This window comes from Dehalogenimonas sp. 4OHTPN (assembly GCF_040448695.1).
Classification (GTDB): domain Bacteria; phylum Chloroflexota; class Dehalococcoidia; order Dehalococcoidales; family Dehalococcoidaceae; genus Dehalogenimonas.
Genome location: NZ_CP159307.1, coordinates 47,805 through 67,009, shown reverse-complemented (window position 1 = coordinate 67,009; position 19,205 = coordinate 47,805). Strand labels below are relative to the sequence as shown.

Here is a 19,205-nt window from a genome sequence, read left to right as displayed (position 1 = left end):
AAAAACCTTCTAAAATAGTCTGACCGGCGGTTCGCCTACCCGGGGCATGTCGCCCGAAAGGTAGTTCACCGTCTCAAGATGCTTCATCGCCAACCGCGCCGCGGCTTCGACCTCTTCTCCGGTCGGTGCCCGGAATTCCATGTTGGAGAGCTTGATAAACCCGGTAATCCTCAACGGGATGTTCCGATCGATCGAGCCGATGAACTTCGCTGCCTCTTCGATCTCAGGGGCGTCGATAACCCCTGGGATGAAAGTAATCTCAGCCTGCAGTTTCTTGCCCGATTCATAAATACGCCGGAAGTTCTGAAGCGTCTTGCGGTTGTCGCCTTCAGTGTATTGACGGTAGACCTCCGGCGTCACGGCTTTGAGGCTGACGATAATCTCGTCAATGTCGGTGATGTCCGGCAGGCTAACAGCGTTGGTGAACAATATGTTGTAGCTGCCGTACCGCGACTTGAGTTCATGCGCCAACCGCGGCAACCCAGGATCGAGCGTCGGCTCTACCCCAATGAAAATAGCTCGATCAATCGCCAGCCCTTTTGTCAACTTTAGAGTTTCGCTGAGAGAGAGCAACACCTCCGGGGGAGATTCAGGAGGGTTGGTGGAAAGGCGTACCTGCCAGTCCGGCAGCAGTGAAAAGTCTATCTTCTCCCGCCGGCAGTAGCAGCCGCGGCACTTCAGATTACATTCAGTCCAATGGTGGAAGATAATCGACTTAAAGGTCGGTTCGTACACCACGTGGTAAACACAGAGTGAATTTTCCGGTTTTTTGGCTGTTACGGAGATCGATGGCTTATTTGAGACAGTCGTCATAGGATCCTGAAGCGGAGGGCAAAGCTTGAAACGCCCATCATCCGGCTATCATATAGGATATTGGTTAGGTTGTCGAGAGAGGGGAGGCGGAAAGCCTCCCCTCTCTCGTTTTTTTACCAGTTGAACTTGCCGGTGCCGTGGGTGACGTCACCCTTCCATTTGTTGAGGTCTCGAGTCCACCAGGCCTCGAGTTCTTCATGGCTCTTGGGCTCGCCATAGGCGAAGACCCGGTCCATATCTGCGAAGAACTGGTTGAAGACAGAGGTATTGCCCGCCACCGAGCGGACTATCGGGTGGATCATGCCTTCGGACGGGTGGTTGAACGGGCAAAGGGTATGGCAAACGCCGCAACGGGACGGGGCACCAACCTCGATGCACTTGAGCCAGTCGACGCGCCAGCCGCGGTAACCGGGGCGGTTGCCGGGTCCGGCTTCCCAGGTCGGTTCGGTTTGCTTGCCTAGGGCATCCGAGGGGCACTTCTCGGCGCAGCGCATGCAGGTCTCGCAGAACTTGGTGCCGCCGAAATCTATCGGGTTGGTGGCGGCCACCGGGAGGTCGGTGATGATGTAGTTCGTGATGCGGGTCATAAGGCCGGCGCGGGGCGTCATCATGTAGGTGGCTCGGCCCTGTTCGCCCAGACCGGAGAAGATACCTAGCGCTACGTTGGTGGTTACGCCAGCCTTGTAGGCACCGTAGCCCAGGTTCTTAATGAAGCGCATCGCCTGCCATTCGGTGTAGCGGCCGTCGCCATAGGCGCGGTGGATAGCCGGGCGGCCTAGTGGCATAGGCATGGCTAACTTGCCGGGATAAGCCTCGTCCTCGCGGAGCTGATACAGGCTCTGAACGTAGTTCTGCTGTACTGAGTATGCAACGAGGTATTTGGCTTTATTTGGTATGTGGTAGACCTTCTTGGCGTCCTGGGTGCCCTGGTCTATGTTCTCGAAGACGACGGCGTCTTTGTCGAAGATTTGTAGCGTCTTGTCGTTAAGTTCCAGGGCGCCGGTCATCTGGGCGCCGGCCAGGTGGAAAGCAGCCCGCAACATGGTCAGGTTATCCTCGGCAGAGCCTTCCCAGCGGCTGGCGCCCCTTTCTTGGGGCGGAGTGATTCCGGTAGGCCCATCCCACGGGGCGGCGGTTTGCAGGCCGGTGACCATATCGGCCAAGGCGGCACAGCGGACGTCGCGGCCGGGAATTTTCTGGGTCAAACCTTCCAGATCGAACTTCTCATCCCGGGTCTTTCGGAAAGCCGCGTTTTCGGCTGAGGCCGTCGGCATGCCGGTGGTCTTCTTGTCGAGCTGTTTGAAGAGATTCCAGTCGATCTCCGAGGTGGGATTGTTGGCTTCGCGTTCCTTGACCCACCAGGGGTGAACCTCCTTGGTCCCCGCAGCGGCTAATTCATCGAGGTCTTTGAAACTGGGGGCTACAGCGCCGGCGATGCCGACGCCAGCACCGGCCAGACCGACAGCCTTCATGAAGTCGCGGCGGGATAGGGTTGCGTGGTATTTACTCACAGTGATGCCTCCTAAAGCTACATTTTGTAATATGTCGTATTCGATATTATAACAAACGTTAGTAAAATTACATCGTACCTAAGGACTAGTACTAGTAAGCATATATGCGTATTTTTAGTTAAGAAAAGGTTAAGCTGATTGTGATAGGTTGGAGGAACTGTGTTAAAATGCTTCGTATGAATCTGGAGAAACCTTCTAATATGACTTCAGGGGCAAGCCAAATGTCAGTTTCTGATGCTGACTTGATATTCAGTCTGTTCCGGGCGAGGCAAAGTATTTACCGCCTGAGCGAGAAGGAAGTCGCCAAACACGGCGTTACCTTGGAACAGGCTACGGTGATGAGGTTGATAAAAGCAAAAAACGATATCTCGATCGATGAAATCTGCCGCATAATGATTCGGGAACACCATACAATTTCTAGCCTGATAAGGCGGATGTCCAGGAAAAACCTGGTAACGATTAAAAAAGGCGAACGAGGAAGAATCAAGCTTGCCTTAAGCGACAAAGGCATCGAGATATTGGAGCGAGTCGAAGCCTCAAGGTACCGTGAGGGATTTATATCTATGTTGAATGTGGAAGAAAAACAGCAGCTGAGCGGCTACCTGAGGAGAATAACCGATGCCGCACTCCAAAAGGCCGGTAAGGCTGAGGCTCGGGGTTAAAGCTCAATCAGCCCGCGGCCTGCATCTCCCTCTCAATGACCGCCTTCACCTCAGCCACGACATTCTCGACTGAAACGATGGCGAACGCTTTCTCGGGGCGTTTCTTGAGTTCCACCCCGCCCTTGTCCAGGGAACGCGGGCTGACGGTTATCCTTAGTGGCATGCCTAGTAAATCGGCATCGTTGAACTTCACGCCGGGCGACTCGATCCGATCATCGTACAACACTTCAACGCCCGCCGCTCTCAGATCTTCATACGATTTCTCGGCCGCCGCTTTCACCCTCTCGTTGTCCAGCGACAGGCCGCAGAAATGCACCTGGTACGGGGCGATGGGCATCGGCCAGATGATGCCCTTGTCGTCATGGTTCTGCTCGACAGCCGCCGCCATCAGCCTGCCCACGCCGATGCCATAGCAGCCCATGATGCATGGCCTCTGGTTGCCCTCGGCGTCGGCGAAGGTGGCGCCGAAGGTCTCAGCCAGGAAGGTGCCCAGCTTGAAAACGTGTCCTACCTCGATGCCGCGCGTCGATCCCAGCTTCCCGCCGCAGCGTGCGCAGGTGGCGCCGACCCTGGCCGAAGCGATATCGGCCGTCTTGAAGGTGGTGAAATCGCGGCCGGGGACGATGTTTCTCATGTGGCGGCCGGCCACGTTGGCGCCGCCGACATAGTTGACCGAGGACACCAGCGAGTCGTCGGCGACGACCTTACCCTTTAAGCCGACCGGTGAGGCCGAACCGGCGATGATGCCCTGCTCCGCCACTTCCTCGGCCGTGGCCAGGCGCAGATCGGCAACCTTGAGCAGGTTCTTGAGCTTGACCTCGTTGATCTCCAAGTCGCCGCGGATGACGGCGATGACGAACTCCTTATCCGCCACGTAGAAGACGCACTTGAGCATCTGGCTCGGCGCCAGGCCCAGGAAAGCAGCCACATCTTCGATGGACTCTTTGCCCGGCGTTGGGACTTCTTCAAGCGGCAGCGGTTCCTGCACTGTGACAGTGCCCTTCTCGAACCGGGCTTTTTCGACGTTGGCGGCGTAGTCGCAGCCGGAGCAGAAGATGACCTCGTCTTCGCCTGACTCGGCCAACACCATGAACTCGTGGCTCGCCTTGCCGCCGATAGCTCCGGAGTCCGCCTCGATGGCCATAGCCCGCAGCCCGCATCTTCGGTAGATATTCTTGTAGGCCTGCACCATCTTCTGGTAGGAGACTTCCAGGCCGGCCTCGTCGGCGTCGAACGAGTACATGTCCTTCATGATGAACTCGCGGACGCGGATCAGCCCGCCGCGAGGCCGCGGTTCGTCGCGGAGTTTGGTCTGGATCTGGTACAGCCGCTGCGGCAAATCTCGATACGATTGGATGTACTGGGCAGCTAGCGAGGTGACCACCTCTTCGTGAGTTGGGCCGAGGGCGAGGGTCCTCTCCTTGCGGTCCTGAAGCTTGAACAGGTTGGCACCAAAGGCCGCGCCGCGGCCGGATTTCTCCCACAGCTCCACGGGCTGCAGCACCGGCATGGTGATCTCTTGGCAGCCGGCGGCGTCCATCTCCTCCCGGATGATGTCCATGATTTTCCGCGCCGTGCGCCATGCCAGCGGTAAGTAGGAATACACACCGGCTGTTACCTGGTTGATCATGCCCGCCCGTAGCAGTAGCTGGTGAGATATCGTCTCCGCCTCGCCGGGGATCTCGCGCTGCGTTTTACCGAAAAGCTGGGAAACTTTCATCCATAACCTCGTCTCAAATACCGATAGGAAAGCATATCTAAAACGGCGGAGTTAAGCAACGATGGGCTTGATCCTCTCTCCCGCTGACGGCTGGAGAGGTCGGGTGAGGGCAGCTTCAATCGCTCCCTGCCCGTTTTAGCCAGTCAGTCGTGGTGAGTTTGTCGAACCACGAATAGCTTCGGATTGGGGTCTGCGAGATTCCGTAATGGCCGCAATTAGTAAAACGGCTGCCGAGAAGTATTTTTGCCAGGCTGAGACGTTCCTTCCGCTTTTATCGAACAAAGGAACAGCGAAGAGTGAAAGCCACGAAAATATCGCCAGGACGGCAGCGTATACAGGCAAGGCTTTTGACTTTTTGGCGGTGCCTGTGGTCTGTTCCGAGTCAGACAGCGTGACGGCGGTCTTCCTGCTTGACGGAGTCAAAGGTCTCTCGCAACGCGGCCACAAAAAGCAGCGCCCCAACGGGGACAAAAAAGAAACCGAAATCGAATGCCCGTGGCGCAATCGTAATTGCCGTTATAAAGAATAATCCCCACAGCACCCACGCCCGAGCAGATGGTTCTTTCATCCAAAGAGTGATTAACCCAAGACTGGCAATGAAAACCGGGGCAACAAATAGAAATGTCACAAATGGATCGGCTGTCGTCCCCGGAATCGGTGGCCAGAAAGCGAATTTCTGCCAACCTGTTATCTGCGGCGGTGGCACAGACCAAGGGAAAATGATTCCTTGGTACCCTTTGAATGCCGGAACAAAGAATAAGTACAGTGCCGCCGCCAGTGCCGCCACGAACGCCAGTAAAACCAGCACCTGAGTAACCTTGCTTTTATCGCCCGCGGCCATGTGCTAGCCTCCGGTGTTTAACTCCGCTCTATATTCTATAACGCTTGTCTGTAAGATTAGATGCGGAAAACCGGAAAATCGTTCCTAAATTTTTATTCCTGGAGCGCCCGCCGCACCGCCTCCTCGGCGTGGAGTTTCACCGTGTCCAGCAGCGGCACCTTGATCTCAGACTGCTTTATGAGTAGCGGCAATTCGGTACAGGCCAGCAGAACCGCTTCGGCGCCCTGGGCGATAAGCTTTTCGATGATCAACTGGCAAGCCCACGCCGAGGCATCCTGGAAACAGTCGCGACACAGCTCATCGTAGATGATGGAATTGACCACCTGCTGCTCGTCCTTTTCCGGTACCACGACCTTGATGCCGAACTTCTGCAGCAGCCGGCCGCGGTAGAAATCCTCGCTCATGGTGAAGCGAGTGCCCAAGAGCCCCACCGTCCGCCACCCCTGGCTCCGTATCGCCTCGCCGGAGGCGTCGGCCAGGTGCAACAGCGGCAGGCCGCTTGCTGCCTCGATCTCGTCCGCCACCTTGTGCATGGTGTTAGTCGCCAGCACCAGGAAATCGGCGCCGGCGTTTTTCAGACCCTTCCCTGCCGCGCCGAGGATAGCGGCAGCCTCAGCCCACCGGCCTGCAGCCTGCGTCTCCTTGATCTCCTCGAAGTCGACGGAATGAAGGACTATCTTGGCCGAATGAACGCCGCCCAGCTTCTTCTGAACGCCCTGGTTGATCTGCTTGTAGTACTCCGCCGTAGAGGTCCAGCTCATCCCACCAAGAATTCCGATTGTCTTCATAACCGTCCTTGTTATTGAATATTGGTAGTATTTGTAGTATTGGTAGTATTCTCGCCCGGGCTGGGCTGGCAGTGGGGGCACAAGTACGTCCCCCTCCCCCGTACGACGATTCTCTCCAGTGCCCCGCCGCACCGCGGGCATTTTTCTCCCCTTCGGTGGGCCACCTTGAAAGCAAAGTGGGCGTGCCCCAGCTCCCCGCCCGGCCGGACGTAGTTGGCGATTGATGCGCCCTTGCTTTCGATGGCCGTGGTCAGCACGTGCCGGATGGCTTTGTGCAGTTTGCGGTATTCAGCGGGGGTAAGGCTGTTCGCCGCCCGCAGCGGGTGGATCTTAGCCTCGAACAACGCCTCGTCGGCGTACATATTGCCGATGCCGGCGATGAGCGTCTGGTCGAGGAGGGTGGGTTTAATAGGACTTTTTCGCTTCTTCAGGATCGATTCGAGGATTTCGGCGGTGAACTCCGGCTCCAGCGGCTCTGGGCCGAGTTCATCGAACGCCGTGTCGTGATCGACAACCCGCATCCGGCCGAACTTCCGCGGGTCGCGGAAGTAGACCTTCAGCCCGTTCTCAAAGGTAATTTCGACGCGGTTGTAAGGCGGCGGTTCGATGTCAGCCTCTTGGGCGATCAAAGCGCCGGTCATCTTGAGGTGGGTCAGCAGCCTTTTTCCGTTCGACAGTTCCCAGACGATGAACTTCCCCCGGCGGTGGACGTCAGCGATCTTCTGCCCTTTGAGACCGCCGATGAACTCTTCGGCGCTGTTGCCCTTGACCGTCCCCGGCCAGGTTACCTTCACGTCCTCAACGCGGTGCCCCAGGACGTAAGGCCGAATCTCGTTGGTGACAGTTTCAACTTCAGGTAATTCAGGCATTTATCCCTCTCGTCATTCTGAGTCCTTCGGCGGAAGGACGAAGATTCCGTCCTATTTTCTTATCACTCCGCGAAAGCGGGGAATCCATAGAGTCCGTTCGCGGTGAGCTTGCCGAACCAAGAGCGGACTTCCGAATGATAATCTCGATTATGTCTCAGCACTCCTCTGATTATCAACCGCCCGTAAAACCGGCGCCAGCAGCAGTATCCCCAGTAAAAAGCCGCCGAGTACATCCGTCGGCCAGTGCGCTCCAAGGTAAACCCGGGAAAAACCGGTCAGGACAACAAGAGCCACCAGTCCGATGCGCCAGCCGATCAACCATCTTCGATTACCCACCACTTTCTGGAGGGTGAAAAATAGGTAGCCGGCAAAAACCGTGAAGTACGAAGTGTGCCCGGATACGAAGCTGAGGCCGCCGCCGTCGGGCCGCGGGCGGTCGATGATTTCTTTCAAAACTCCTGTAACCCCCGCCACCGCCGCTAGGGCGATGACGAACCACACCGCCTCCCGTCTGAAGCCCTTGACCCACAACCACACGGCGAACGGTACGGCGACGATGATCGACGGGCCGGTCTCGCCTAGAAAAGACACCGCCCGCATCGGCGCATCCAGAAACGGCGATCTCAGCTCCTGGACAGCGTTGAAGACCGCGGTATCGAAGGCCTTCGCCGGATCGCTGCCGATGAATACGGCCAGCAGGAATAAAGCCAGCAGAACTCCAAAGTACAGGGTGAAGGGAAACGGGCGCAAGGTTATTCCATCTCGCCCCAGTTGGCGCCGTATTTTAGGTCCACCTTAAGCGGCACGGAAAGTTTTATGGCTGCCGCCATCAGCCGCGGCGCCAATTCCGACATGTGGATTAGTTCGTATTGCGGCACCTCGAAGATGAGTTCGTCGTGCACCTGGAGCAGCAGACGGCTCTGGAGCTTGCGCTCCTTCATCTCGCGGCAGACGTCCAGCATGGCCACCTTGATGATGTCCGCGGATGTCCCCTGCACCGGCATATTGATGGCCATGCGCTCCGCCGCCTCGCGCACCTGGCGGTTGCTGGCGGTGATGTCTGGGATATAGCGGCGGCGGCCGAGGATGGTCTCCACATAGCCGCGGCTCCGGGCTTGCTCCTTGGTCGCCGCGAGGTAGGCCGCCACTCCGGGGTAGCGCTCGAAATAGGTGGCGATGAACTTCTGTGATTCCTGCCGCGACATCTCTGTCGCTTGCTCCAGGCCGTAGTCGCTCATGCCGTAGATGACCCCGAAGTTGACCGTCTTGGCAAACCGCCGCATCTCCTTGGTGACGGCTTCCCTGGGCACATCATACAGCCGCATCGCCGTGGCGGTGTGGATGTCCTCGTCGGCCTTGAAGGCGGTGATGAGGTCGGCGTCGCCGGACAGGTGGGCCAGCGCCCGCAGGTCGATCTGGGAATAGTCCGCCGCCAGCAGCAAGTGGCCTGGCGGCGCAACGAAAGCCTTGCGGATTTCGCGACCGAGATCACCGCGCACTGGTATGTTTTGCAGATTGGGATCGCTCGACGACAGGCGGCCGGTAGCAGTGCGCGCCTGGTTGAAGCTGGTGTGCAGCCGCCCGTCGCAGGTTGAGACCATCCCCGGCAGCACGTCGACATAGGTGGATTTCAGCTTGGCGAGTGTCCTGTATTCGAGGATTTTCCGGACAATGGCGTGCTCATCCTTGAGTTCGTCGAGGACGGCGGCGTCGGTGCAGTAGCCGGTCTTGGTCTTGCGCCCAACCGGCAGCTTCAATTCGCCGAACAGCACGTCGCCAAGCTGCTTCGGCGAGGCGATATTGAACTCGTGGCCCGCCATGGCATAGATATCGTTCTCGATGGCCTTGAGCTGCCCGCCAAGGTCAACCGACATCTTGCCCAAACGCTCGGTGTCCAGAGCAATTCCGGCGCGCTCCATGTCCATGATCACCGGCACCAGCGGCATCTCCACCTCGGCAAAGAGTTTCCACTGGTTCTGCTCTTTAAGCTGCGGTTCCAACTGCTCCGCCAGGCGGAAGGTCATATCTGCGTCGGCACAGGCGTAGTCCGCCGTCTGCCGCAGCCCGCAGCGGGAGATGCAGATCTGGCTCTTGCCATCGCCGATGAATTCGGTTATCGGCGTCATCTCCACGCCAAGGCGGGTCGAAGCCAGGTTCTTGAGCCCCGGCGCCTTTTCACCCAACAGGTGGGCCGCCAGCATGGTATCGAATTCCAGCCCCGCGAAGGTGAAGCCCGCCGTCTGCAGTATCTGGAGGTCGAACTTGGCGTTGTGGGCTATCTTAGCGATTTTCCGGTCGGTAAGCACCGGCCCAAGGGCTTTCTTGACCTCGGACAGTTCAAGTTGAGCGCCCTCGACGCCGACATGCCCTACCGGCAGGTAGTAGGCGTCGCCCGGCGCCAGCGCGACGGAAAGACCCACCAGCTCTGAGGTCAGCGTGTCGAGTCCGGTCGTTTCCGTGTCCAGGGCAAACCTCGCCGCCTTGGCCAGCTTTCTTGCCACTTCGGCGAGCTTCTCCGCCGTGTCAACCAGGGCGTATTGGCATTCGACGGAGGGGGGTAGCGGTGCCATCGGTAGGGGCGACCCACTGGGTCGCCCGCCCGGGGTGGCGGGTGCAGCCATCCGTTGTACGTGCGACGCAAGCGTCGCCCGCCCCGTTGTGGCCGCCTCGCCGCCGATCTTCGGCAACCGGGCGATGAGGCTGGTGAATTCGAGTTCCCGCAACAACGGTATGACCTTGGTGTTCTCGAACCGCTCTATCCGGCACGCCTCGATGTCGAACTCAATCGGCAAGTCCGTGACAATGGTCGCCAATTTCAGGCTCCGCCGCGCCACCGCTTCTTCTTTTCGCAACAACTCTCGTGTCTTTTCCGGTCTGACCAATTCGATATTCTTATAGATCTCGTCGATGCCGTCCCACTCGCCAAGGAGCTTGACCGCCGTCTTCGGCCCGATGCCCGGCACGCCGGAAATGTTGTCCGATGTATCCCCCACCAGCGCCTTGTAATCGGCGACTCGATTCGGCGGCACGCCGAACTTCCCGGCCACCGCCGCTACGTCGTAAAGAATCGTGTCGGAGAATGTGCCGCCGGGCCTGGGGTAAAGCACCTTCACTTCGTCGTCGACCAACTGCATGGCGTCGGCGTCGCCGGTGACGATAACCACCTCCGCCCCCGCCGCCTCGGCCCGCCGCGCCAACGTGCCCAACAGATCGTCGGCCTCGAAACCCTGCTGCTCGAAGACCGGCATGTCAAAGGCGTCCACCAACTGCCGGACGCGGCTCATCTGGGCGGTAAGCTCTGGAGGTGTCGGCGGCCGGTGAGCCTTGTACTCCTCGGCCATTTCGTGCCGGAAGGTCGGTCCCTTGCGGTCAAAGGCGATGGCGTAGCAGTCTGGCTTCAAATCGGACAGCACTTTCAGGAGGATGTTGGCGAAGCCGAAGACCGCCGAGGTCACCTCTCCCGTTTTCGATACCGTCAGCTGCCGCCCGTGGGCGAAGGCATGGAACGCCCGGTGCACCAGCGCCGAGGCATCAAAAAGCACTAAACGAGGCTTGCTCATGGCAGAATTATAACAGAAATGGAGTCTTAATCAGGGGACACGCGTTGTCTTGTTTTCCATCCCTTACAGGCGGGGAACCGGATCGGTTTTTAGCAGTATGGGCACACAGGGAGGTATCTGGGGGTGTTCCCGAATCAGACAAGCGCAAACCGGGTTAGTTCGCCCGGACTGGAAAAAATACCGCCGGGGCAGACCTGACGGGTTACGATCGAAATGGATAGTATCGGAATACCCATTTCAATCTGATTGTTATATGAAACGACCAAGTTGTGGTAGTGGCAGAAGTACTGATGGGAGTCTTTTTCGAAACGGATATTATTCCGCCCGACCAAGGCGTCGATTAGCCGGGCAAAACGGAGGTTGCCGTAAACGATCGCTCCGGCTTTGCCCCATATTCCTTCGAAAAACAGGTGGCCGTGGAAATTCTCCAAACGGTTGCGGTTGAAGGTCACGTCAATCGTGCCGCCCCGGTTGAGGCTCTCCTTGAACTGGTAAATCCGCTGGTCGCCGCCGTCATACAGACTGAATACGGCGTCGCCCATCTCAGGCGTGTGAGTCACGTCGGTCAGCCGTCTTTCGCCCACCAGCCCCAAGATGTCTTCCGGACGCCGGAAGTCATCGTAGTGGTGCAACACGGTTTCTATCAACTTGAGATAGGATACCGACTTTTCAGGGTCGTATTGTCGCAGGCGCAATACTTTCTCTCCAGCCCCGAATACTATCACTCGAGGTTAGAAAAAACAAGATACGGAGGCTGTTATTGTTTTACCTGAGTTAAGTAATATCACCTGGAAGGCAGCCCGCTACTTCTGATGATTCATCCGGGCTATTGCCCCGGTTATGGCGGAGACTCGTCTACCTTTTCGACCTCGATGGTGCATTCTGTAACCAGCGCCGCGAAGGCGCCAACAGCGGCCAGAAGCGGTGCCGCGAGGATACCCACCGCAGCTACTGGCGCTCCGACAGAAAGTGGAATATCGATAATTGCTTTACCTTCATGGATTAACCTAACCCGCCGTATGTTGCCCTGGCGGATCAAGTCTTTTACCTTACCGACAACTTTCTCTCCGGAAATGCTGAATTTTTCAGTTGACATATGTAAGTTTCCTCCTGAATTATCCTTCGATCTCCATATGATGTCGTGGTTTTCAGGGATTGTCAGTTCACCGCTATCGTTTCAGATAACGGCGGGCTGAGGTACCGCCGGCCGGATTGCGCCTCACGGATTGCGGTCACCAAGTGTTCCACCCCTGCTTCCTTTAGAACATAACCATATGCTCCGGCTTCCATGGAATCAAGGACGTAAGGAGTATCCCCGTAAGTGGAGAGCACCACCGATCTGACCGGCAGTTTTTTCTCTTTAATAATTTTGAGGAGTTGGATCCCTGAAAGGTTGGGCATAGATAGGTCTGTGACAAGAATATGCGGGCGATGGTTTTCGATCAATAAAAGTGCCGCTGCCCCATCACTCGCCTCGGCAACAACGTGGAAGTCCGGCTCATATTCTAGTAACGCTTTGATGCCTCGTCTTACGATAGCATGATCATCGGCCAGAATTATTGTGGTCTTCACAACGACAGCTCTCCCAACCGCAGCGGTTCTTTGTACTCAAACATGTACATTATTGTTTTGCTAATTTGCGTATTATTCTAAAAATATTAAGAACTAGTTCCACTGTACACCTATTAAACCCATTATTCAACATACAGTTGTCTTTTGATTTTCAATTACAAAAGCATTAATATTTGTGCTGAAAAAAATACTTTCAGTAATACAGGGACGCGATGTCGATCGGTGACAGGATTCGAAGAAAAAGAATCGGATTGAGACTTACTCAGCTAGATATCGCAAAACAGTTGGATATCACGCCTCAACACGTTTCAGCGATAGAAAAGAATCATCGCCTGCCTTCGATAGAGATCCTGGACAAGCTGGCTGAGGCACTCGGAGTCAGCATCGATTTTTTAGTAAACGGCCAAAAATCGATCCTACAAGATCTGATCTCCTCGATCCAAGCGGACCGACGGTTATCTCAAAGAGCCCGAAATACCATATTTTTGATGTTAGAAGAGCTGTACCAGAAAGCTTCTCCCTCAGAGAAAAAGATCATTATTAGTTACCGCAAGAACTAAACAGCCACGTTGGTTGGTTGCCGTCACCGATGCTCATGGTGGGGGTGGACGCACTCAAGGACAGTGAAGCGTTTCTGGTCGCCTCCGATGACAATACCGAAGGTCTCCAGCAACGCTTGGGGTGTCAACACTTCGTCCGGCGGACCAAGGGCGACAACGCGGTGGGCCAGAAGCATTACTTGGTGACATAGCGCAGCCTCGTCTTGGACGTCATGAGTCGTCACCACGACGGATGCGCCGCGGCAGAGTTCATCCTTGATGGCCTGCAGGTAGCGTTCTCGGCCTCCCACGTCCAATCCGGCCGTCGGCTCATCCATCACCAGGAGATCGGCTTGGTGGGCCAGCACCTGAGCCAGGTAGACTCTTTGCTGCTGGCCGCCCGATAGCGTCCGTAGCGGAGCCTCAGCCAGATCCGCCACGCCCATAACCGCCATTGACTTGCGGACGATATCGCGGTCCGCGGCACCCATTCGGCCGAAAAGCCCCAGAGAGGGGTAACGGCTCATGCTGACAACATCGATAGCCCGAAGCGGCAGAACAAAGCCTGAGGCATGGAACTGTCCCAGGTAGGCGATGCGCCTGGGGTGGCGTCCGGGGGTATCGCCGAAGACCCGAAGTTCGCCGCCCAGTTGTGGCAACAAGCCTACGATGGTTTTCAGTAGCGTCGATTTGCCTGAGCCGTTGGTGCCGATCAGAGCGATAGCCTGTCCTTGGGCTAGCTCGAAGTTGATGTTATCGACGACCTTTTCTCCATTGTAGCCAATGGCTAGGCCGCGAGCGACGATGTCGGGATCGGACGTCAGGCTAGCCACTGGCTGCCTCCTCGGAGTGTGCCTGCCGTTGCTGCTTGCGGGTCTGAAGATTCTGGATGGTGAAAACGGTGAAGAAAATAGCAGTGGCTACCAAAATAACCGCCGCTCCCGCGGCTAAATTGAAATGGTAGCTTATGAGTAGCCCGGCGTACATTGACAATGTCCCGAAGCCTGCCGCCCAGGCCATCATGGCGCCTACCCGCGAGGCTAGAAGTGCCCCAGCCCCGGCTGGAGCTATGAGCAGGCCGAAGACCAGCAGCGTCCCCACTGTCTGGAAGGAAAAGATAATGGTGGCGGCAATGAGCAGCATCATCAGGTAATGGTACTTCTTCGAAGAGAAGCCAGCCACCTGGGCTTGCTCCGGATCAAAAGCCATCAGCATGAATGGCCGGGCGCAGATGGCGGCGATAGCGGCAATGGCAAGGGTAGCGATGAGTTGGACCGCGATGTCTCCCCAGGAGATGCCTAGGAGTTCGCCAAAAAGGATACGCGTAAGGTCGCCGGAGAAGGAACCGGAACGCGACACGATGACCACGCCGAGGGCTAGCATGCCAACGAACAGCAATCCAATGGCTGTGTCTGAGGACAGGCGGGAGCGTTGGGTGATCAAGGTCACCCCTCCGATCATCACTGCCGCTCCCAAAGCGGCGCCCATCAGACCGGGAAATCCCAGCAGCATGGCCACGGCAATACCAGGCAGAACGCCGTGAGCTAGAGCGTCGCCGATGAAGGCTAAACCGCGCAGCACGATGAACGTCCCGGCGATAGCGCAGGCGACTGATACCAGGACTCCAGCCAGCAAAGCCTGGGCCATGAATTGGTTATCTGAGAACGGGGCGACGAAAATATCTAGCATCTGAGGGTTATATATGAAGCACAAAATCCGAAATACCAAACAGATTCAAAATCATCGTAAATATTAAGCGGCAGCTCGATCATTGCTGATTTCACTTATCAAGACTTGTTTCGGATTTCGGTATTCGGATTTCCCCGGCGCGGTGCCGGTACCACAGCAAGGCGACACCTATGAGAACCGCGGCTCCGGCGATCCAGCGTGCGGTAGGCACGCCGCCCAGGGTCCAAACCTCGGGCTTGAACCCTTCCAAAATAAAGCGCACCACGCCGTACCAGATAAAATAGATTAACATGATGTCGCCGTCTTTGAGGCGGTCCTTGAACCTGCGCCCGGCGGTCATCAACACGATGAAGCCCAGGAAGTTCAATGAAGATTCGTAGAAAAACATAGGGTGGAAATGGGTGAACTCCTCGAAGCCCGGCAGCCGGTTCTCAAGGTCGATGGGAATGCCCCAGGGCAGGTCGGTGGGATAGCCGTAGAGTTCCTGGTTAAAGTAGTTGCCCCACCGCCCGATGCTCTGGGCTAAGATTAAACCCGGCGCCAGTATATCGCACCAGCGCAGTGTCGATAAACCCTTCCAGGCGGTGTAGATGATGACGCCTAGGGCTCCTCCAGCAACCGCGCCGAAGATTCCCAATCCCTCACCGCCAATTATCTGGCTCGGATTGGCGGAGTAGAAGTCCCAGCGGTCGATGACGTGGTATGCCCGGGCACCAACAACACCAAGCGGGATGACGATGAGGGCCATGTTGAACAACTGCTCCGGGTCTTCGCCGCAGCGCTTAGCCTCGACATAAGCCACGGCGACAGCGGCCAGTGCCCCCAGCGCCAACATCAGCCCATACAGGTGGATGGTGAACGGCCCCAGTTCAAACGACATGTCTCTTTAGTTCCTTTAGCCATAGTACCTTAACGCCCACCCGCGTGCTCATCGCAAGGCCTCCACCACATCCCCGGCCAGTTTCCGCATAAAGGAAAAGTAAGATCCGTCGGCCTGCAGCTTTGCCGGTGAGAGTTCGACGACCGCCGCCCCGGTAGCCGCGGCTACCTGTTGCGCGGCCACCGCCGAGGTGCCGGTCTCGGTGAAAATGGCTTTGACCTGGTTCTGGCGGACCAACTTAATTAGGGTGGCCAAGTCCGCGGCGGAGACCCCTGCCTGAGAAGATAGGTTGGGGATGACGGCGCCGATCAACTGGAAGCCGTAACGCTGGGCGAAATAACCCATAGACTCGTGTCCGGTCACCAGTTTGCGATTGGCTGAAGGCAAGGTGATAGCTATACCGGCGATCTCGGCATGAAGCGCATCAAGGCGCGATTCGAGGTCGCGGGCGCGGCCAGAGGTCTCGATACCCATGACCGTTTCGATTTCCACAGCCAGGGCGGTGACAACGCGCTTCATGGCCAGAGGGTCAACCCAAATATGGGGGTCGGGGGCGCCGGTCTGCTGGTCCGGGTCGCCGCCAGGGATGCCTTCACCAGTTTCGACACGCCGCACTTCAATATGGTCGGCGGCGGTGAATATCCTGACACCCCGGTTTTCGGCGGCCTCCAGCGTCGATTCTAGGCCTTCTTCCAGACCTAGGCCGTTTCGAATGACGAGGGTGGCATTATTGACCCGTTCGATGTCTCGTGCTGATGGTTCCCACTGGTGGGGATCGGCGCCGTCAGGAATGAGGACGGTCACTAATGCCTCGCCTCCAACCAGGTCCTTGACGATTGAACCAAGAATGGAGTAGGTGACGACAATCCCTTTATCTTCGGAGTCGGGGCGGCAGCCGATAGTGCTAAAAATGAGGCTGGCGGCTAATAAAAGAGCAAGGGAGGTTCGAACAATCATCTTAGGCTTCTTTCGCTCCCGCAGGCTGAGAACCCTTGGCTGTTTTCGACTCCCGATTCTCCGAAACCTGGCATTCCCGGCAGAAACCGGTGAACTCCAGCCGATGATCGGTAATATGGAATCCGGTTTCCTTTTCCAAAACCGTTTTCAACTCCAGAGGGCAGCGGCCGAAATCCACCACTTCACCGCAGCCGCGGCAAACCAGGTGGTGGTGGTGCTCCCGCGATCCCGCCTTGAAGCTGCGGGCGGCGCCGTCCGGCTGAAACTGGCAGAGCAACCCCAATTGGTCCAGCAGTGCAAGCGTTCGATATACTGTGACCAGCCCGATCTCCGGATGTTTCTTGGCCGCGGCGGCGTAAAGCGCCTGCGGTGTCATAGATTTATCGGCGGCCAGCACTGCCCCGACGATCGCCCGCCGCTGTTGTGTCAGTTTGTACCCCGCCGCTTTGAGTGCTTGGAAAACACAATATTCGTAAGTCATACAGCGCTAATTGAAAATGATTTTCAATTAAAATTAACAGACCCCGACGGGTCATGTCAAGAGTAAGGCTGTTCCAAGGCTGCTGGAGCTTGCCGGTTGCCAATTTCCATGCTAATTTGTTATACTTCAGTCTACGCGCCCCCATCGTCTAGTGGCCTAGGACAACGGCCTTTCACGCCGTCAACAGGGATTCGAATTCCCTTGGGGGTATATTTTTCTGCCACCTATTCTCATTGCCTTTAATTTCGCCGTGCCGTTAGTTTTTGTGCCAAGGGTTTTGAACAGCGGCCGCTCGCCGTTATAATGTCTCCGCTTTGCCATGCTCAGCCTGAATAACATATCTAAATCCTTCGGCGCCAGGTGCCTCTTCAGCGAGGTCGGTTTTCATATCGGGGCGCGGGACCGGACGGCCCTGATCGGGCCCAACGGCGCCGGCAAGACGACGCTGTTTGAGATCATCTCCGGCAGCATAGATCCGGACGGCGGCGTCATCACCCGGCCGAAGGGGATCACCATCGGCTACCTCCGCCAGGACGTGGACAGCCGGTCAGACCGGCCGCTGCTGGAGCAAGTCATCGCCGGCGCCGGCCGCATGGCCACCTTGGAACACCGGATCAAGGTGCTGCAGGCCGAAATCACCGCCGAAACCGTACCCGACCGGGCCGCGCTCCTCGGCGAATTGGGCGAACTCCAGGCCAAGTTCGAGGCCGGTGGCGGCTACGACCTGGAACATGAAGCCCGCGCTATCCTGGCCGGCCTGGGTTTCAGAGACCAGGATTTCGCCAAGCCGCTTTCGGCCTTCAGCGGCGGCTGGATGATGCGCGCCGAACTCGGCCGGATACTCCTGCAAAATCCGGATCTGCTGCTTCTCGACGAACCGACCAACCACCTCGACCTGGAAACCCAGATATGGTTCGAAGATTACCTGGCGAAGTACCAGGGCGCGGTACTGCTGACCTCGCACGACCGGGCCTTCCTCAACCGGGTGGTGCGCCGCGTCATCGTCCTGGAGGACGGCAAGGTTGCCGTCTATCAGGGCAACCACGACGACTACGTGCTGGCCCGCCGGCTTGAACTCGAGTCGCTCGAGGCTGCGGCTGGCCGCCAGGCGGTCAAACTCGAGAAAGAGGCCCGTTTCATCGAGCGATTCCGCGCCAAGAACACCAAAGCCAGCCAGGTGCAGTCGCGCATCAAGGCGCTGGCGCGGATGGAGCGGATCGAGGTGCCGCGCCTGGGCCGGCGGATCAAGTTCAGCTTCCCCGAGCCGCCGCGCTCCGGCGACGAGGTCATCAGCCTGCGGCATATCCGGAAAGCCTACGGCGAGACGCTGGTCTACACCGACCTGGGCCTGGTGCTGCGCCGCGGCGACCGGGCAGCCTTGATCGGGCCCAACGGTGCCGGCAAAAGCACCCTCTTAAAGATACTGGCCGGGGTGCTGTCGTTCGACAGGGGCGAACGCCGGTTAGGTCACAACGTGACGGCCGCCTACTACGCCCAGCACCAGTTGGAACTGCTGGACCGTCACAACACTGTTTTGGAGGAATTGAGGCGAGTGGCCGGCGGCGAGGCCGAGCATCGTTTGCGAGCCATCCTCGGCGGTTTTCTGTTCTCCGGCGACGATGTCCAGAAAAAGGTCTCGGTCCTCTCCGGGGGTGAAAAGGCCCGCCTGGCCATCGCCAAGATGCTGACCCAGCCGGCCAACCTGCTGCTCCTGGACGAGCCGACCAACCACCTGGATATCGCCTCCCGGGAGATTTTGTCCGACGCGCTGGACGATTACGGCGGCACGCTGTGTTTCATCACCCACGACCGCACCCTGATACGCCAGGTGGCCAACAAGATCATCGAGGTCAGAGACGGTCGCGCCGCCGTCTTCTCCGGCGGCTATGACGAATACCTCTACCACCAGCAGTCCAGGGCCGCTTTGCCGGTCGAAGAAAAGCTGCCTGCCAGCCGGGCGGCGCCCGAAAAGCCGCCGGCAGACCAGCGGGCGCGGCGGGCCGCTGCCGGTGGCCTGCGAAACGAGTTCAACCTCAAGGTCGGTCCCATCCGGAAAAGGCTGGCCGACATCGAGACCGAGATTGCTCGCGGTGAATCCGAAGCGGCGGCCATCGAGTCTGAATTCGCCAGCCCGGAGTCCTACGGGGACTCCCGGTCCGTCGTCTCCCGCATCGACCGCCACCGGGCGCTCAAAAGCGAACTGACTCGTCTCACCGAGGAATGGGAAACGCTGTCGCTCGAAGAAGAACGGCTCCGGTTGGAACTTGAAGCTGCGCTAGCCCAGACAACCGCGTCGCCGCCGTCCGATCTTAGCTGAACTTGC

General features: G+C 57.7%; 19 protein-coding genes and 1 tRNA gene. 4 read left to right on the top strand and 16 right to left on the bottom strand.

The window, feature by feature from the left end:
* Window positions 1-9: 9 nt before the first annotated feature.
* The gene (locus tag ABV300_RS00315; RefSeq protein WP_353714594.1) at window positions 10-813 is read right to left on the bottom strand and encodes a radical SAM protein; all 804 of its coding nucleotides are present in this window, start codon (window positions 811-813) and stop codon (window positions 10-12) included.
* Between the two features lie 113 nt (window positions 814-926).
* Window positions 927-2,324 carry a reductive dehalogenase gene (locus ABV300_RS00310; protein WP_353714593.1) on the bottom strand — a complete coding sequence of 466 codons (1,398 nt, stop codon included), beginning with the start codon at window positions 2,322-2,324 and terminating at the stop codon, window positions 927-929.
* Window positions 2,325-2,545: 221 nt separating this feature from the next.
* Between ABV300_RS00310 and ABV300_RS00305 the strand changes: the two genes are divergently transcribed.
* Window positions 2,546-2,986, top strand: coding sequence for a MarR family transcriptional regulator (locus tag ABV300_RS00305; RefSeq protein WP_353714592.1), 441 nt, complete (start codon window positions 2,546-2,548; stop codon window positions 2,984-2,986).
* Between the two features lie 7 nt (window positions 2,987-2,993).
* Here the strand turns inward: ABV300_RS00305 and ABV300_RS00300 are convergent, their stop codons facing one another.
* The 9 genes from ABV300_RS00300 to ABV300_RS00260 form a co-directional block, all read right to left on the bottom strand.
* Complete coding sequence (locus tag ABV300_RS00300) at window positions 2,994-4,706, bottom strand: proline--tRNA ligase (protein ID WP_353714591.1); 1,713 nt, start codon at window positions 4,704-4,706, stop codon at window positions 2,994-2,996.
* Window positions 4,707-5,088: 382 nt separating this feature from the next.
* A complete protein-coding gene (locus tag ABV300_RS00295) occupies window positions 5,089-5,547 on the bottom strand; it encodes a hypothetical protein (protein WP_353714590.1) in 459 nt (152 codons plus the stop codon).
* A gap of 92 nt (window positions 5,548-5,639) precedes the next feature.
* The gene (locus tag ABV300_RS00290) at window positions 5,640-6,335 is read right to left on the bottom strand and encodes an aspartate/glutamate racemase family protein (RefSeq protein WP_353714589.1); all 696 of its coding nucleotides are present in this window, start codon (window positions 6,333-6,335) and stop codon (window positions 5,640-5,642) included.
* Window positions 6,336-6,346: 11 nt separating this feature from the next.
* On the bottom strand, window positions 6,347-7,204 hold the full coding sequence (gene mutM / locus ABV300_RS00285; RefSeq protein WP_353714588.1) for a DNA-formamidopyrimidine glycosylase: 858 nt from the start codon (window positions 7,202-7,204) through the stop codon (window positions 6,347-6,349).
* A gap of 147 nt (window positions 7,205-7,351) precedes the next feature.
* On the bottom strand, window positions 7,352-7,954 hold the full coding sequence (locus tag ABV300_RS00280; protein WP_353714587.1) for a phosphatase PAP2 family protein: 603 nt from the start codon (window positions 7,952-7,954) through the stop codon (window positions 7,352-7,354).
* Window positions 7,955-7,956: 2 nt separating this feature from the next.
* Window positions 7,957-10,764, bottom strand: a complete 2,808-nt coding sequence (gene polA / locus ABV300_RS00275; RefSeq protein ID WP_353714586.1) for a DNA polymerase I — start codon at window positions 10,762-10,764, stop codon at window positions 7,957-7,959.
* 134 nt (window positions 10,765-10,898) lie between these two features.
* Window positions 10,899-11,459 carry a hypothetical protein gene (locus ABV300_RS00270; RefSeq protein WP_353714585.1) on the bottom strand — a complete coding sequence of 187 codons (561 nt, stop codon included), beginning with the start codon at window positions 11,457-11,459 and terminating at the stop codon, window positions 10,899-10,901.
* A gap of 143 nt (window positions 11,460-11,602) precedes the next feature.
* Window positions 11,603-11,860, bottom strand: a complete 258-nt coding sequence (locus ABV300_RS00265) for a DUF4342 domain-containing protein (protein WP_353714584.1) — start codon at window positions 11,858-11,860, stop codon at window positions 11,603-11,605.
* Window positions 11,861-11,922: 62 nt separating this feature from the next.
* Window positions 11,923-12,336, bottom strand: a complete 414-nt coding sequence (locus ABV300_RS00260) for a response regulator transcription factor (protein ID WP_353714583.1) — start codon at window positions 12,334-12,336, stop codon at window positions 11,923-11,925.
* A gap of 212 nt (window positions 12,337-12,548) precedes the next feature.
* On the opposite strand from ABV300_RS00260, the gene ABV300_RS00255 reads away from it, so the two are divergent.
* Entirely contained in the window at window positions 12,549-12,896 is a 348-nt protein-coding gene (locus ABV300_RS00255; protein WP_353714582.1) for a helix-turn-helix transcriptional regulator, read from the top strand.
* Window positions 12,897-12,919: 23 nt separating this feature from the next.
* Here the strand turns inward: ABV300_RS00255 and ABV300_RS00250 are convergent, their stop codons facing one another.
* The 5 genes from ABV300_RS00250 to ABV300_RS00230 all read right to left on the bottom strand — a co-directional run bounded on the left by ABV300_RS00250 (window position 12,920) and on the right by ABV300_RS00230 (window position 16,882).
* On the bottom strand, window positions 12,920-13,708 hold the full coding sequence (locus ABV300_RS00250) for a metal ABC transporter ATP-binding protein (RefSeq protein WP_353714581.1): 789 nt from the start codon (window positions 13,706-13,708) through the stop codon (window positions 12,920-12,922).
* A complete protein-coding gene (locus ABV300_RS00245; RefSeq protein ID WP_353714580.1) occupies window positions 13,701-14,564 on the bottom strand; it encodes a metal ABC transporter permease in 864 nt (287 codons plus the stop codon). Before ABV300_RS00245 ends, ABV300_RS00250 begins: the two co-directional genes overlap by 8 nt.
* Before the next feature lie 91 nt (window positions 14,565-14,655).
* Complete coding sequence (lgt, locus tag ABV300_RS00240; protein ID WP_353714579.1) at window positions 14,656-15,444, bottom strand: prolipoprotein diacylglyceryl transferase; 789 nt, start codon at window positions 15,442-15,444, stop codon at window positions 14,656-14,658.
* A gap of 48 nt (window positions 15,445-15,492) precedes the next feature.
* Entirely contained in the window at window positions 15,493-16,401 is a 909-nt protein-coding gene (locus ABV300_RS00235) for a metal ABC transporter substrate-binding protein (RefSeq protein ID WP_353714578.1), read from the bottom strand.
* A gap of 1 nt (window position 16,402) precedes the next feature.
* Window positions 16,403-16,882 carry a Fur family transcriptional regulator gene (locus ABV300_RS00230; RefSeq protein ID WP_353714577.1) on the bottom strand — a complete coding sequence of 160 codons (480 nt, stop codon included), beginning with the start codon at window positions 16,880-16,882 and terminating at the stop codon, window positions 16,403-16,405.
* A 137-nt stretch (window positions 16,883-17,019) separates the two neighbouring features.
* On the opposite strand from ABV300_RS00230, the gene ABV300_RS00225 reads away from it, so the two are divergent.
* Window positions 17,020-17,092: transfer RNA gene (locus tag ABV300_RS00225), tRNA-Glu, on the top strand.
* A gap of 109 nt (window positions 17,093-17,201) precedes the next feature.
* Entirely contained in the window at window positions 17,202-19,199 is a 1,998-nt protein-coding gene (gene abc-f, locus ABV300_RS00220) for a ribosomal protection-like ABC-F family protein (RefSeq protein ID WP_353714576.1), read from the top strand.
* Window positions 19,200-19,205 lie beyond the last annotated feature (6 nt).